The sequence below is a fragment of the Streptomyces oceani genome (genome assembly GCF_001751245.1).
GTDB classification, from domain to species: domain Bacteria; phylum Actinomycetota; class Actinomycetes; order Streptomycetales; family Streptomycetaceae; genus Streptomyces; species Streptomyces oceani.
Genome location: NZ_LJGU01000106.1, coordinates 10,023 through 24,385 on the forward strand (window position 1 = coordinate 10,023; position 14,363 = coordinate 24,385).

Genomic DNA, 14,363 nt, shown 5'->3' on the forward strand with positions numbered 1-14,363 from the left:
GTCGGGTCTGACGCGCGCCCGTACCCGTGGAGCCGTGCCGGCGCCCGCTCGTTGGCGGGCGCGCCCGTCCGCCAGCGCCACCCGTGTGACTCGGGTGGCATCTTGCCTCGAGCGCGCTCCAGCGCGTTTGCTGGGCGGATGAAGTACACACAGCTTGGACGTACCGGACTCAAGGTCAGCCGACTGGTGCTGGGCACCATGAACTTCGGGCCGCAGACCGACGAGACGGACAGTCACGCCATCATGGACGCCGCGCTCGCCGCCGGCGTGAACTTCCTCGACACCGCGAACGTCTACGGCTGGGGCGCGAACAAGGGCCGTACGGAGGAGATCGTCGGCACCTGGCTGGCCAAGGGCGGCGGCCGGCGCGACAAGACGGTGCTGGCCACCAAGGTGTTCGGCAACATGGGCGCGGAGGGTGACGACTGGCCGAACTACGACCGGCTCTCCGCGCTGAACATCCGCCGGGCCGTCGATGACAGCCTGCGACGGCTGCGTACCGACCACATCGACCTGTACCAGTTCCACCACGTCGACCGCCGCACCCCCTGGGAGGAGATCTGGCAGGCCGTCGACGTGCTGGTGCGGCAGGGCAAGATCCTCTACGCCGGCTCCTCCAACCACGCCGGCTGGCACATCGCCAAGGCCAACGAGACGGCGGCGCGGCTTGGTTCGTACGGCCTGGTCAGCGAGCAGTGCCTGTACAACCTGGGTGAGCGGCGCGCCGAGATGGAGGTGATCCCGGCCGCCGAGGACTACGGGCTCGGCGTGATCCCCTGGTCCCCGCTGCACGGCGGGCTGCTCGGGGGCGCGGTCCGCAAGGAGCGGGAGGGCGGCGGGACGCGTACGAGCGCCGGCCGGTCGGCGGACGCGCTCGCGAACACGCGGGTACGGAAGCAGATCGAGGCGTACGAGGAGCTGCTCGCCGAGCACGGCCTGGAGCCCGGTGAGGTGGCGCTCGCCTGGCTGCTGACCCGGCCGGGCGTGACGGGGCCGATCGTCGGCCCGCGCACCGTCGGGCAACTGGACTCGGCGCTGCGCGCGGTCGAGTTGGAGCTGGACCCGGAGCTGCTGACCGCGCTGGACGGGATCTTCCCGGGGCCGGGTCCGAGCCCGGAGGCGTTCGCCTGGTGAGGGGGTGAGGCGGGGAGAGCCCGGAAGGTCACCGGGCTGCCGGGACCGGAACCGTGCCCACGGGGTCCGGGACGGCCGGCGGCGGCACCAAGCTTCGTGGCTCGCCCGCGTTCTCACCCGGAGCGCGCCGTCCCCACCCTCCGAGCAGCGCGTCCGCGAAGGCGGTCGCGATCCGGCGCTCGCCACGCGGCCCGGGGTGGGTGCCGTCGTACGTGTCCCGGCTGGCGGTCCAGTTCGGCGGCGCGGCGGCCAGCCGGAGCGGGGAGTCGGCGGTCTGCCGGGCGTCGACGAGGCGGACGAGCGCGGCGTTGAACTCCGCGCAGGCGGCGGCGAAGCGCGGGTCGGTGCGGGCACGGACGTTGGGCAGGACGGGCAGCAGTACGAGGCGTGTCCGCGGGTTGGCCGCGCGCGCCTCGCTGAGGAAGTGCCGGACGTTCTCCAGGGTTTGCGGCACGTCCGTGTAGAAGCCGAGGTCTATCAGCCCGAGCGAGACCAGCAGCGTGTCGGCCCGCGTCTGGCGTACGGCGTCCCCGATCGCCGGCGCCAGGTGCGTCCAGCCCGCGCCCCAGTCGGCCAGGTGGCGCCGGGCGTGCGCCGGGAAGTCCGGGGCGGCGTAGGCGTGTGAGCCCTCGTGCAGGCTGTCGTGGGGCCCCACGATCGTGTACGGGCCGCAGCGCGGGTCCCGCTCAAGGCGCTGCCACATCCGGTATCGCCAGGTCACGTCGCCGGCGCTGCCGACGGTCATCGAGTCGCCGACGAACATGATCCGCATCCGTACATCCTGCGCCAGCGGTCGGTGCCCGTCAGCGTGAGGCTGGTCACGCGGGCGCTCCGGGAGCGGGATGGCAGTCTTGTGCACATGCGTCCACCCCGCTCCCGGCCGTCCGGGACTCTCGCGAACCACGGCTCCACGGCGCTCCGTTCGGTGGTCGGCGGGCTGCTCGTGCTGGCGGTCGCCGCGCCGTTCGGCACACCTGGAGCGGCCGCCGTACCGAGGGCGGCCGGGGACCGTACGCCCGAGGAGTTCACCGTCCGGGACTCCCGGATCACCGAGGCCAGCGGCCTGGTGGCCAGCCAGCGGCACGAGGGGGTGTACTGGACGCACAACGACTCCCCGCCCTGCGCCGACGGGGACTCCTGCCCGGCACAGCCCGACGTGTACGCGGTGGACGCGGAGACCGGGAAGACCGTGGCGACCGTGACCCTGAGCGGGGTCACGCCACGCGACGCCGAGGCGATATCGCTCGGCCCGGACGGGAACCTGTACCTCGGCGACATCGGGGACAACACCGGCGGCGGCTGGAGCGAGGTGTGGCTCTACCGTTTCCCGGAACCCACGAAACTCGGGGAGGTCACGGTGACCCCGACCCGGTACACCGTGCGGTACGCGGACGGGCCCCGGGACGCCGAGTCGTTGATGGTGCACCCGCGCACCGGCCGGGCCTACCTCGCCAGCAAGGAGAAGAACGACCAGGGCGGGGTGTACGCCGGCCCGCGGGAGCTGTCCGCCTCCGGCGTGAACACCTTCCGGCGGATCGCCGACACCGAGATGTGGGCCACCGACGGCGCGTTCTCCCCGGACGGTACGCGGCTGGTACTGCGCAGCTACTTCGGCGCGGAGATGTACCGCTGGACCGGCGCGTCGGACGGCGACTCGGGTAGCCCGTCGGAAGAACCGTCCGGCGGCGAGGAGAAGGGTGACGGGGGCCGCCCGAAGCCGATCGACACGGTTCCGGTGCCGATGCAGCGGCAGGGCGAGTCGGTGACCTTCACCCCGGACGGACGGGCGCTGATGTTCGGCACCGAGGGCGTCTCGGAGGTGGTGAAGCCGACCGAACTCGAGGACGACGTACTGCCGGAGCGGGCGGCGAAGCAGAAGCGCGCGGAGGAGCGGCGGGGCGGTGGTTCGGACGGGGACGAGGACAGCGCGCTGCCGCGCGCCGCGGCGACCTTCGTGCTGGCGATGATCGTGTGGATGGGCCTGCGGCGGCTGTTTCGCCGCCGGGAGTGACGAGGGTGAACGACTCGTCTGCGAGGGCGCCCCTTGCCGCTCACCGCGACCTGGTGTTCGTCCGTGCCGCCCACGTCACTCGCCCCGGGCCGCCTCCCGCGACTTGATGAACTCCCCGATGCCGTCCAGCAGGCGCACCAGCCCGAACTCGAAGATCTGCTCCCCGGTCACATCGAAGGTGCCAGGGTCCAGCTGCTCCAGCGCCGGGAAGCCGCCGCTGGCCATCGCCTGACTGAGGAAGGGGCGTTGGGCGTCCCAGAAGTCCTCGTCGCTGACGCCCGTACGCTGCGCCGCCAGCAGTGCGTTGACGTGTGCGCGGGCGCTGCCGGCGACGTGGCTCTCGACCGTGCCGAGCAGCATGAGGCGTTCCTGGTCGCTCAGGCCCAGGGCCGCCAGGCCGCCGATCACCTGGTCGAAGCCGGCCATGGCGCGCGGCCCGAGCAGCGGACGCGCCAGGTTGACCTGGAGCAGCCAGGGGTGCGCCAGGTGCATCCGCCAGGCGCCGTGCCCGTACGCCTCGAGCACGGCACGCCAGTCCAGCTCCCGTAGGTCGCCTGGGTTCGCCTCCTCGCTCACGTGGTCCAGCATCAGTTCGAGCAGTTCGGACTTGCCGGGGACGTAGCGGTACAACGACATGGTGCCGACGCCCAGTTCGGTGGCGACCCGGCGCATGGACAGCGCCTCCAGGCCCTCGGCGTCGGCGATGGACACCCCGGCGGAGACGATGCGCTCCAGGGTGAGCCCGGGCTTGGGGCCTCGGGTGGGAGCTTCCTTGAGCCCCCAGAGCAGTTCGAGTCCGCGTTGGAGGTCGCCGCCGCCGCTCTGTGCTGTCGTCATGATGCTCCACATCCTAGGGACACCCGCTCACCGGGCTGACCGGCGCGGGAAGGCGCCAGGCTGCCCGGCGCGGAAAAGGTGTCGCGAACGAACTGGGTATGTCGTACGCTCTTTGATCTGAGTACGGCATACCCAGTTATCGGGTGTGTCCGTCACGACACGAGGGAGGGAACACGTGCGTACGCGAGCCTCCGACCACTCGGTCCTCGCCGAGGGCCTACGGAAGTCGTACGGCGAGAAGCGCGCCCTGGACGGTTTCGACCTGGCCGTGCCGCGCGGCACGGTCTACGGCCTGCTGGGCCCGAACGGCGCGGGCAAGACCACCGCGGTCCGCATCCTGAGCACGCTCGCCCGGCTGGACGAGGGCCGGGCCTGGGTCGGCGGCCGCGACGTGCGCCGGGAGCCGCGCGCGGTGCGCCGCCGGATCGGTCTCACCGGGCAGAACGCCGCGGTGGACGAGATCATCACCGCCCGCCAGAACCTGGAGATGTTCGGCCGGCTATTCCACCTCGGGACGGCTCGGGCCCGACGTCGGGCCGAGGAACTGCTGGACTGGTTCTCCCTGGCCGAGGTGGCCGACAAGCAGCCCAAGGGCTTCAGCGGTGGCATGCGGCGCCGGCTCGACCTGGCCGCCAGCATGATCCTGGCGCCCGAGGTGCTGTTCCTGGACGAGCCGACGACCGGGCTGGACCCGCGCGGCCGAAGCGAGGTGTGGCAGGCCGTACGCGACCTGGCCGCTGACGGCACCACCGTGCTGCTGACCACCCACTACCTGGACGAGGCCGACCGGCTCTCGGACCGCCTGGCCGTCATCGACCGCGGGCGCAACGTCACCGAGGACACCCCGAGCGGACTGAAGCGCGCCATCGGCGGCGACCGTATCGAGGTGGTGGCGGGCGCGGCCGAGGACATCCCGGAGATCGTACGGGCCGTGGCGCGGGTCGCGGCGGAGGGCGGCGAGCCGGAGACGGACATCGAGGAACTCCGGGTGCACGCCCCGGTGGACGACCGGGTGGCCGCCCTCACCGAGGCGGCGCGCAGCCTGCGGGACGCGGGGGTGGCGGTGGCGGACATCGGCCTGCGGCGCCCCACGCTGGACGAGGTCTTCCTGGCCCTGACCGGGCACCTCGCCGCGGATCCGGCGGACTCGGCGGACCCGGCGGACCCGGCGACGGCGGACGAAGCGGCGCGCCCGGCGGGCGCGTTGGACACGGCGGACGAGGAGCCGGGCCAGGCAGGCCCGAGGAGTGAGGCATCCGTATGAGCGTCGACGAGATCACCGCCGGTGGCCCCTCCGGAGGGACCGCGGCCAGCGACCCGGACGGGCCGGAACGCCGGATCTACTGGGCCGTCGCCGACTGCTGGACGATCGTGCGCCGCGACCTCACCCACCTGGTCAAGCAACCCTCGCTGATCGCCTGGCAGTTGGGCTTCCCGATCGTCTCGGTGCTGCTCTTCGTCTACGTCTTCGGCAGCGCGATGGACGTCGGCGGCGGCGTGGACTACACGACGTACGCCATGCCCGGCATGTTCGCGATGACCATGGCGTTCGGCTTCATGAACACCGCGGGGGCCGTGGTCATCGACAAGGAGCGCGGCGTCACCGACCGGTTCCGCTCGATGCCGATGGCTCCCTCCGCCGTGGTCACCGGTCGCGGCGTCTCGGACGTGCTGCACGCCGCACTCGACCTGTTGGTGCTGGCCGTCATCGCCCTGGTGGTCGGCTGGCGCTCCGACGGCGGGGCGCTCGCCACCCTGTACGCCTTCGCGCTGCTGCTCCTGCTGCGCTTCGCGCTGATCTGGGTGGGGGTGTGGATCGGGCTGCTCGCCCCGAACCAGGAGTCGGCCAACAACCTCTTCGCGGTGGCCTTCCCGTTCGGGATGGTCTCCAGCGTGTTCACCCCGCCCTCGGCGATGCCCGACTGGCTGGGCGCCGTCGCCATGTGGAACCCGGTCTCCTCCACCGCCACCGCCGTGCGCGAGCTGTTCGAGGCCGGGGCGCCGGTCGGCGACAGCTGGATCGAGCAGCACGCAGAACTGATGGCGGTCGTCTGGCCGCTGGTGATCACGGCGGTGTTCCTCCCGCTGGCGGTGCGGAAGTTCGGGAACCTGGCCCGCTGAACGGGGCGCATCGAGCGGGTGGCCGGATGCAGGGTCGCTCGTGCGCGGATCGGCCCGCCGCGTGCTGGCGGCGGGCCCATCGGGGCCTACGAAGTCGGGCCCCGCGACCAGCGGTGTGGAGGTCGATCGTCGACCCGTCGCCAGGTCAGGGTATCCGGCCCACGTGCACGACGATGACGGTCACTAACGCGTCCCGCACCTCGTACATCAGGCGATAGCGCCCGACGTGCACGCGAAAGATCTCGTCTGAGCCGTACTTCGTCGCTCCGTGGGGGCGCGGCTCCCGCGCCAGTAGGTTGACCGAGTCGAGCACCTGATTCACCCCGTCGGGGTCCGACTTGTGGAATCTGGCGACCGCGCTCCTCGCAGCCGGCCGCCACGCCACGTCGTAGCTCACGCGGCGCTGTCCTGGGACGATTCGCGAAGCTCCCGGACCACCTGCTCGTGTGGCACGGAGGGTGCCGCGTCCGCGCGGGATTTCTCCAACTCGTACTGTGCGAGAGCGAGTTCGTCCTCGAGATCAGCGAGCTCCGCCGGGTTGATCAGTATGGCCGCCACCTGACCATGGTCGGTGATGGCGGTCCGCTCCCGGGAGACGGCGGCCTTGCGCACGAGGCTGCCGAGCTGGGTCCGCGCGTCCCTGAGACCGATCGTGTCACTCATGGAAAAAGTGTACACAAGGGTACTCTTGTGAGTCGGCTGTTTCGGGTCCGCCACCTGTGGCCCACGGGCGGGACGCCGGGCCGCGCCTTCTCGTCCGCCGGGTCGCTCGTGCGCGGATCGGCCCGCCGCGTGCTGGCGGCGGGCCGATCGGGGCGTGCGGGGTCGGACGCCCGGGGTCAGGGTGCCGGGTGGGGCACCGGGAGTCAGTGGGGTGTCACATCCGCTCGATGACGTAGTCCACGCAGGCCGTCAGCGCCTGGACGTCCGCCGGCTCGACGGCCGGGAACATCGCCACCCGCAGCTGGTTCCGGCCCAGCTTGCGGTACGGCTCGGTGTCCACCACGCCGTTCGCCCGCAGCGTCTTGGCGACGGCCGCCGCGTCCACGCTGTCGTCGAAGTCGATGGTGCCCACGACCGCGGAGCGCTGCGCCGGGTCGGAGACGAACGGGGAGGCGTACTTCACGTCCTCGGCCCAGCCGTACAGCCGCCGCGCCGAGTCGGCGGTACGCCGCACCGCCCAGTCCAGGCCGCCCTGCCCGTTCAGCCAGTCCAGCTGGTCGGCGAGCAGGAAGAGGGTGGCCAGCGCCGGGGTGTTGTACGTCTGGTTCTTCCGGGAGTTGTCGATCGCCGTCTTCAGGTTGAAGAACTCCGGGATGTGCCGCTCGGAGGCGGCGATCCGCTCGGCCCGCTCGATCGCGGCCGGGGAGAAGGCGGCGAGCCACAGACCGCCGTCCGCGGCGAAGGACTTCTGCGGCGCGAAGTAGTAGACGTCGGTCTCCCGGATGTCCACCGGCAGGCCACCCGCTCCCGAGGTGGCGTCGACCAGCACCAGCGAACCGGCGTCCGCGCCCGCGGGCCGGTTGATCGGCATGGCGACGCCGGTGGAGGTCTCGTTGTGGGTGAGGGCGTACGTGTCCACGCCCGCCTCGGCGGCCGGCACCGGGTGGGTGCCCGGCTCCGACTCCACGATCGAGGGCGCCGCGAGCCACGGCGCGAGCTTGGCCGCCTTGGCGAACTTCGACGAGAACTCGCCGAAGCTCAGGTGCTGGGAACGCTCCTCGATCAGGCCGTGCGTCGCGATGTCCCAGAACGCGGTGCTGCCGCCGTTGCCGAGTACCACCTCGTAGCCCTCGGGGAGCTGGAACAGCGCGGAGACGCCCTCACGCACCCTGCCCACCAGGTCCTTCACAGGAGCCTGGCGGTGTGAGGTGCCCAGCAGGGAGCTGCCCGTGCCGGCGAGCGCGCTCAGCGCCTCCGTACGCACCTTGGACGGACCCGAGCCGAATCGACCGTCGGCGGGCTTGATGTCAGCGGGAATCTGGATATCAGCCACGGCAGCAGCGTAGTGCCTTTCCCGCGATCTCCAAGAGGGCGTCCGTCCGCCGAGACGTGCGGGCACGTGTGTGCGGGCACCCGGGTGCCCGCACACACGCACCGGGTGCGGGCCGGGGGCTCGGCGCGTGCGGGGGCGCGAGGAGTTCCCGCCGTGCTCCGGTGACGGTGGACCGGGACGGAGCCGGGACCCGGATCAGGACTCGAGCAGTTCCGCGTACCGAGCCCACAGCTCCTCCGCCGGTTCCCCCAGTACGACGGAGCTGAGCACCAGCTCCAGGGTGACGCTGGCGAACTCCGGGCCGCGGCTGCGGTACCGCTCCGGGTCACTCTCGACGACCGCCGAGGCGATCCGCCACCCGCCCTCGGGGTCCTCCTCGAGGCAAGCCTCGAAGACGCCGTGTCCGGTCCAGCTGCGATGGACGTACACCGTCTCGTCCTCCGCGAACACCTGCCACTTGCCCTTCATACGGCGGGCCTTGTGGCCGAGCCGCAGCCGCGCCCACTCGGCGTCCGTCCAGCGGCGGGTCGGCAGCCGCGGCATCGGCTCGGGCGTGCTGATCCGGCTGAGCTTCCGGAACGACGCGCGGGTCAGGGGCTCTTCTGCGGGCATGTGCCGATCGTACGGGCCGGTCGGCGGGCGGCACCGGGCGCGTACCCCCAGGCGCCGGGCCCGCGTAACCGCGCGTGTACCCGCCCCGTGTGCCCGCCCCGAGGTACGGGATCGGGGTGCCCCCCTCGGATACCGGAGCGGGAACAGGCAGGCTTGGGGCATGGCAGCAGCGAACGCAGGGGATATCGAGCAGGCGCTCCGCGGGGCCGTACACGGCGAGGTGGAGTTCGACCCGGGCAGCCGGGCACTGATGACCATGGACGCCTCGAACTACCGCCGGGTGCCGGTCGGCGTCGTGGCGCCCCGGGACGCCGACGACGTGGCGGCGGCCCTGGCCGCCTGCCGGGAGCACGGCGTCCCCGTGGTGGCGCGTGGCGCCGGCACCTCCATCGCCGGGCAGTCCACCGGCGTCGGCGTCGTGCTGGACTTCGCCCGGCACATGAACCGGATCGAGGCGATCGACCCGCACGCCGGCACCGCGCTCGTACAGCCCGGCGTCATCCTCGACGACCTGCGCGGCGCCGCCAGCGCGCACGGACTGACCTTCGGCCCGGACCCCTCCACGCACAGCCGCTGCACCCTCGGCGGGATGATCGGCAACAACTCCTGCGGCTCCCACTCCGTCGCCTGGGGCACCACCGCGGACAACGTGTGGGAGCTGGACGTGCTCACCTACGGCGGCCAGCGCGCGGTGCTCGGCCCGGGCGGCGGCGGGGTGCCCGCCGGTATCCGGCGCGGCGCCCAGCAGCTCGTACAGGGCGAACTCGCCCGGCTGCGCACCGGCTTCCCCGAGCTGCCCCGGCGGATCTCCGGCTACGCGCTGGACGAGCTGCTGCCCGAGAAGGGCGAGGACTGGGCCCGGGCGTTCACCGGCAGCGAGGGCACGCTCGGAGTGCTGACCCAGGCGACCGTACGGCTCGTGGACGCGCCGCGGGCCCGCGCGCTGGCCGTCCTCGGCTACCCGGACGAGAGCGCGGCGGCGGAGGCGGCGGCCGAACTCCTCGCGCACGGACCGCTGACCGTCGAGGGCATGGCCAACGACCTGGTCGGCGACGCCGCCCGGGCCAGCCTGCCGCGCGGCGCCGCCTGGCTGTTCGTGGAGGTCGGCGGGGACGAGCCGGAGCAGGCCCGGGCACGCGCCCAGGAGGTGTGCCGGGCGGCGGCGGACGGCACCACCGACGACGCCGTGGTGACCGACCCGGCCGGGCAGCGGGCGTTGTGGCGGGTACGCGAGGACGCGTCCGGCACCGCGACCCGGCTGCCGGACGGCAGTGAGGCGTGGCCCGGCTGGGAGGACTGCGCGGTGCCGCCGGAGCGACTGGGCGCGTACCTCAAGGACTTCCGCGCGCTGCTGCGGCGCTACGACCTGCGGGGTTTGCCGTACGGGCACTTCGGGGACGGCTGCATCCACGTCCGTATCGACTTCGACCTGCTCACCGGCGAAGGCATCCAGCGTTTCCGGGACTTCAGCCACGACCTCGCCGACGCCGTCGTCGCGCACGGCGGCTCGCTGTCCGGGGAGCACGGCGACGGGCAGGCGCGGGCCGAGCTGCTGCCGAAGATGTACGGGCCGGAGATGATCCGGCTGTTCGACCGGTTCAAGGACCTCTGGGACCCGGACGCCGGGCTGAACCCGGGCATGCTGGTGCGCCCGGACCGGATGGACGAGAACCTCCGCTTCACGCCGCTGCCCCGGCAGCCCGTCGACGTGGAGTTCGGCTACCCGCAGGACGGCGGCGACTTCTCCGCCGCCGTACGCCGCTGCGTGGGCGTGGCCAAGTGCCGCAACCCCTCGGCCGGCAGCAACGTCATGTGCCCCTCCTTCCGGGCCACCGGCGAGGAGAAGCACTCCACCCGGGGCCGGGCGCGGCTGCTGCACGAGATGCTGGCGGGCGAGGTGATCACCGACGGCTGGCAGTCCGAGGAGGTACGCGACGCGCTCGACCTGTGCCTGTCCTGCAAGGGCTGCCGCAGCGACTGCCCGGTGGAGGTGGACATGGCCACGTACAAGGCGGAGTTCCTGCACCACCACTACGAGGGGCGGCGCCGCCCGCTGGCGCACTACTCCATGGGCCGGCTGCCGCAGTGGCTGCGGCTGGCTGCGGCCTCCCGCGCCGCTCCGTTGCTGAACGCGGGGGCGCGGATCGAGCCGTTGGCGGCACTCGGCAAGCGGCTCGGTGGGATCGCACCCGAGCGGGACATCCCCCAGCTGCCGAACGACACCTTCACCCGCTGGTGGCGTCGCCAGCCGGGGCGCGCGGAACAGCCTGGCGGGCAGCGGATCGTGCTGTGGCCGGACACCTTCACCAACCACCTGCACCCGGACGCCGGTTCCGCGGCCGTGCGGGTGCTGTGGGACGCCGGGCTGCGGATCGCCGTACCGCCGAAGCGGGTGTGCTGCGGGCTGACGTACGTCTCCACCGGGCAGCTCGACCAGGCGCGTACGGTCATGCGGCGCACCCTGGACCGGATGGGGCCGGCGCTGGACGCGGGGCTGCCGATCACGGTGCTGGAGCCGTCCTGCGCGGGCGCGTTGCGTACGGACCTGCCGGAGCTGCTGAGCGACGACCCGCGGGCCGAGCGGCTCGCGGAGTCCGTACACACCTTCGCGGAGACCCTGGAGGAGCACGCGCCGGACTGGGAGCCGCCGCGGATCGACCGCCCGGTCGCCGGCCAGACGCACTGTCACCAGCACGCCGTGCTGGGCGACGCGGCCGACCGCAGGCTGCGCGAACGGGCCGGGCTGAGCGGCGAGTTGAGCGCCGGGTGCTGCGGGCTGGCGGGTAACTTCGGCTTCGAGGACGGGCATTACGAGGTGTCGACGGCCTGCGCCGAGGACGAGCTGCTGCCGTCCGTACGGGCCGCGCTGCGGGCCGATCCGGAGACCGAGCTGCTGGCGGACGGCTACTCCTGCCGTACCCAGCTGGAACAGCTCGGCGGGCGTACCAGCCGGCACCTGGCTCAGGTGCTGGCCGAGGGACTCGCGGCGCGCGACCAGCGGGCCGGGGGCAGCCAGACGTAGGGGCCGGCAGCGCCGGCCGAGGGGCCGACGGCGATACGGCTCCGCGCGAGCGGGCGGGCGCCACGGCCCGCCCGCTCGGTACGGTAACGGCGTGGCAAGCCCGGGGTTCGGCCCATCCGGGAGAGCAGATCACCATGTCGCGACGAACGGCGAGCACCATGGTTCGCCCCACGGGGCACCTCCACTGCACCGAGTCCCTGCCACGAAAGCCCGAGAGGGTTCCGCCGTGTGCCGTCTGGGCCGCCTGGCGCAGCCGTTGGGGGCTGGACGCACTGGCTGACGACGGGGTGTTGCCCGTGTCCGGGTTGGTGTCCAACACCGTGCGGCACGCCCATAGGAAATCGATCCCGGGTGACTGTCACCCGCCTCGGGCGAAGGCACGTCCGTGTCGGGGTGGTGGACATGTCCACGGTCCTGCCGCAATGCCGCGCCCCGTAAGTGACCGAGGCGGAGGGGCTAGGGCTGGCGCTCGTGGAGTACCTGGCGGACGTGTGGGGCACCGATCCACCCCGTGGGGCAAGCGGGTGCGGGCCGTACTGGGGGCCGAGCGGTGAGCGGCTGTGCTGCGTGGCACCTGCTGGCCGGGTGAACCCCGGTCGGACAGGCGTCAGTTCGCCGCGCCGTCGAGCAGCCAGTGGTAGCGCAGCCGAAGGGCCCGCTCCATGCTTCCCGCCGCTGCCCCGACCCCGAGCGCGATGTTGAGCCACAGTGGCAGGTCCACGGGTGAGTCGAAGCTCCCGATACGGGCGGCGACCGGAGGCGTCTGGGCGATCGGTTCCACGATCTGCAGGAGGAGCAGGCCGGCACCGACGAGGAGCATGCTCAGTGAGCAGCGGCCGATCCAGCGACTCAGCGTCGGATGGTTGTTGTCTAGGTGGGCGCGGCGGCCCTCGGCGGAGGCGAGGTCTGGGGCGAGTTGGTGCTCCGTGCCCTTTGCGGTGACGTAGTGGCAGCGTTTGATCCCGAAGCCGCTCATCGCCACCTCGACCGTGCCGTAAGGCACCGGGAAAGCAGCGGGGATCTTGGACTCGGCGTGCAGTCTGCCGTCGAGGTACAGGTGGGCCTTGACCTCGCCGGAGCTTTGATTCTGCCAGTGCCGGACGTCCACCGCGTACATCGCCTGATGGCCGTCGTCCCGCGTCAGCGGAAGGTAGAAGAGCGCGCGGCCGGGCAGTTGCCACCAGCGAAAGCGCTGGAGTGGTCGTCCGTCTCCCGGTCGCACGCGCCGCGCCGCCCGGCGCTTCCGCCGCTCCTCGAACACTTCCCGGCCTCCCGGTGCTCGCTCGGACCGCCGCACGGGCGGCGCTGGCAGCACTGACACACTGTGACAGTGCCCTTGAGGGCGAGGCTAGCACGGCGTACTAGTACGGTGTAATGGGAGGTGCGGACGTTGGCACAGGAGAAGGCGAGCGCCAGCTCTCGGGACAGAATCGTGGCGGCGGCCGTCGCGATGATCGCGGAGGACGCGGGGGCGAGTCTGAGCGTGCGCGCGGTCGCGGCGCGGGCCGGGGTGAGCACCGGATCGCTCCGGCACTTCTTCCCCACGCAGCGCGCGCTGCGGGATGAGGTGCTCGCCCGGATTTACGACGAGGTGGCGTCCGAGGGCTGGAGTCAGGACCCCGCGCTGCCGGCGCGGGACCGGCTCGTGGACTGTCTCCGGCAGGTGCTCGCGCCCGCCGGAGTGGGGGGGCAGGCACGGGAGGCATGGGGCAAGGTGTACGAGGCGTTCATCGTTCCCGAGCCTACCGACGAGGTGCGTGCGGCCTATCTCGCCATGGAGCAGGAGGGGCAACGCCGGGTCGAGTCCTGGTTGGCGGGTCTGACCCGGGAAGGTGCGCTGGCCCCGGGGGACAACACTCGACGTGCGCGGTTCCTGATGACCGTCCTCAATGGGCTCGCGACGGAGAGGGCGTTGCCCGCCCGGGAGTCGATCCTGGCCTCTGAGACGGAGACCCTGTACATGGCCGTCGACTGCGTCCTCAGCTCCGGAGCGTAGCCGCCGGCCCATCCGGCGCGCCGTGGCTCCGTGCCCCACGACTCCGCGGGCTCGACCCGCGGTGGCACGGCCTGTCCCGGGAACGCCGGTGCTAACAGCCGTACGGGTGCGGGCCGGCGCGCGGAAAAATCATGCAAGCACGCTTGCTTGTTTCTTGCCCCGCTGCCACGCTCGTCTCCTCGGGGCCGCCCGGTGGCGCGCGGTCCGGCGAACTGCCGTACGCGGGAGGGGAGCAGGGCATGGCCGACGCGACCGAGGTGTTCGAGGACCTGCGGGCGGAGGGCGAGGAGCTGGACCGCCTGGTCGCCGAGCTTCCCGAGGAGCGGTGGCGGCGGCCGACCCCCGCGCCGGGCTGGACGATCGCCCACCAGATCGGGCACCTGCTGTGGACCGACGAGGCCGCGCTGCTGGCCGTACGGGACGAGGAGGCGTTCCGCCGGGCTGCCGAGCAGGCCCTCGCCGTGTCCGGAGAGGCCGTGTCCGGCGAGGCCGTGGACACCGGCGCGGAGAGTTACGCGGCACTGCCGCCCGCGGAGCTGCTGCGTCGCTGGCGGGACGCCCGCGGGCGGTTGGGGCGGGAGTTGGCCGGGCTGCCCGACGGGCGGCGGGTGCCCTGGTTCGCGGCTGATGGAGA

General features: G+C 72.6%; 14 protein-coding genes. 7 read left to right on the forward strand and 7 right to left on the reverse strand.

The window, feature by feature from the left end; translation table 11 throughout:
• The first annotated feature begins 138 nt into the window (after positions 1-138).
• A complete protein-coding gene (locus AN216_RS04445) occupies positions 139-1,134 on the forward strand; it encodes an aldo/keto reductase (RefSeq protein WP_070195271.1) in 996 nt (331 codons plus the stop codon).
• Positions 1,135-1,162: 28 nt separating this feature from the next.
• Here the strand turns inward: AN216_RS04445 and AN216_RS04450 are convergent, their stop codons facing one another.
• Positions 1,163-1,906: a GDSL-type esterase/lipase family protein gene (locus tag AN216_RS04450; protein ID WP_070195272.1), complete on the reverse strand. Its 744-nt coding sequence runs from the start codon at positions 1,904-1,906 to the stop codon at positions 1,163-1,165.
• An 87-nt stretch (positions 1,907-1,993) separates the two neighbouring features.
• On the opposite strand from AN216_RS04450, the gene AN216_RS04455 reads away from it, so the two are divergent.
• Complete coding sequence (locus AN216_RS04455) at positions 1,994-3,145, forward strand: hypothetical protein (RefSeq protein ID WP_079166247.1); 1,152 nt, start codon at positions 1,994-1,996, stop codon at positions 3,143-3,145.
• Positions 3,146-3,220: 75 nt separating this feature from the next.
• Here AN216_RS04455 and AN216_RS04460 read toward each other — a convergent pair whose 3' ends face one another.
• Positions 3,221-3,982: a TetR/AcrR family transcriptional regulator gene (locus tag AN216_RS04460; protein WP_070195273.1), complete on the reverse strand. Its 762-nt coding sequence runs from the start codon at positions 3,980-3,982 to the stop codon at positions 3,221-3,223.
• Positions 3,983-4,157: 175 nt separating this feature from the next.
• On the opposite strand from AN216_RS04460, the gene AN216_RS04465 reads away from it, so the two are divergent.
• Both AN216_RS04465 and AN216_RS04470 read left to right on the forward strand, forming a co-directional pair.
• Positions 4,158-5,246, forward strand: a complete 1,089-nt coding sequence (locus tag AN216_RS04465; RefSeq protein ID WP_107401891.1) for an ATP-binding cassette domain-containing protein — start codon at positions 4,158-4,160, stop codon at positions 5,244-5,246.
• On the forward strand, positions 5,243-6,103 hold the full coding sequence (locus tag AN216_RS04470) for an ABC transporter permease (RefSeq protein WP_070195274.1): 861 nt from the start codon (positions 5,243-5,245) through the stop codon (positions 6,101-6,103). The genes AN216_RS04465 and AN216_RS04470 overlap by 4 nt, the downstream gene beginning before the upstream one ends.
• A 145-nt stretch (positions 6,104-6,248) precedes the next feature.
• Here the strand turns inward: AN216_RS04470 and AN216_RS04475 are convergent, their stop codons facing one another.
• The 4 genes from AN216_RS04475 to AN216_RS04490 form a co-directional block, all read right to left on the reverse strand.
• Entirely contained in the window at positions 6,249-6,500 is a 252-nt protein-coding gene (locus tag AN216_RS04475) for a type II toxin-antitoxin system RelE family toxin (RefSeq protein WP_070195275.1), read from the reverse strand.
• On the reverse strand, positions 6,497-6,766 hold the full coding sequence (locus AN216_RS04480) for a type II toxin-antitoxin system Phd/YefM family antitoxin (protein ID WP_070195276.1): 270 nt from the start codon (positions 6,764-6,766) through the stop codon (positions 6,497-6,499). Before AN216_RS04480 ends, AN216_RS04475 begins: the two co-directional genes overlap by 4 nt.
• Before the next feature lie 214 nt (positions 6,767-6,980).
• A complete protein-coding gene (gene serC, locus AN216_RS04485; protein WP_070195277.1) occupies positions 6,981-8,099 on the reverse strand; it encodes a phosphoserine transaminase in 1,119 nt (372 codons plus the stop codon).
• Between the two features lie 195 nt (positions 8,100-8,294).
• The gene (locus AN216_RS04490; RefSeq protein ID WP_070195278.1) at positions 8,295-8,711 is read right to left on the reverse strand and encodes a hypothetical protein; all 417 of its coding nucleotides are present in this window, start codon (positions 8,709-8,711) and stop codon (positions 8,295-8,297) included.
• Between the two features lie 160 nt (positions 8,712-8,871).
• Here AN216_RS04490 and AN216_RS04495 point away from each other — a divergent pair, with 160 nt between their 5' ends.
• Positions 8,872-11,733, forward strand: coding sequence for an FAD-binding and (Fe-S)-binding domain-containing protein (locus tag AN216_RS04495; protein WP_070195279.1), 2,862 nt, complete (start codon positions 8,872-8,874; stop codon positions 11,731-11,733).
• 607 nt (positions 11,734-12,340) lie between these two features.
• Here AN216_RS04495 and AN216_RS04500 read toward each other — a convergent pair.
• Complete coding sequence (locus AN216_RS04500; protein WP_070195280.1) at positions 12,341-12,994, reverse strand: hypothetical protein; 654 nt, start codon at positions 12,992-12,994, stop codon at positions 12,341-12,343.
• A gap of 129 nt (positions 12,995-13,123) precedes the next feature.
• On the opposite strand from AN216_RS04500, the gene AN216_RS04505 reads away from it, so the two are divergent.
• Positions 13,124-13,729 carry a TetR/AcrR family transcriptional regulator gene (locus AN216_RS04505; RefSeq protein WP_079166251.1) on the forward strand — a complete coding sequence of 202 codons (606 nt, stop codon included), beginning with the start codon at positions 13,124-13,126 and terminating at the stop codon, positions 13,727-13,729.
• A gap of 239 nt (positions 13,730-13,968) precedes the next feature.
• Positions 13,969-14,363: maleylpyruvate isomerase N-terminal domain-containing protein (locus AN216_RS04510; RefSeq protein WP_139140856.1), on the forward strand; the 395-nt coding region annotated here is incomplete at its 3' end.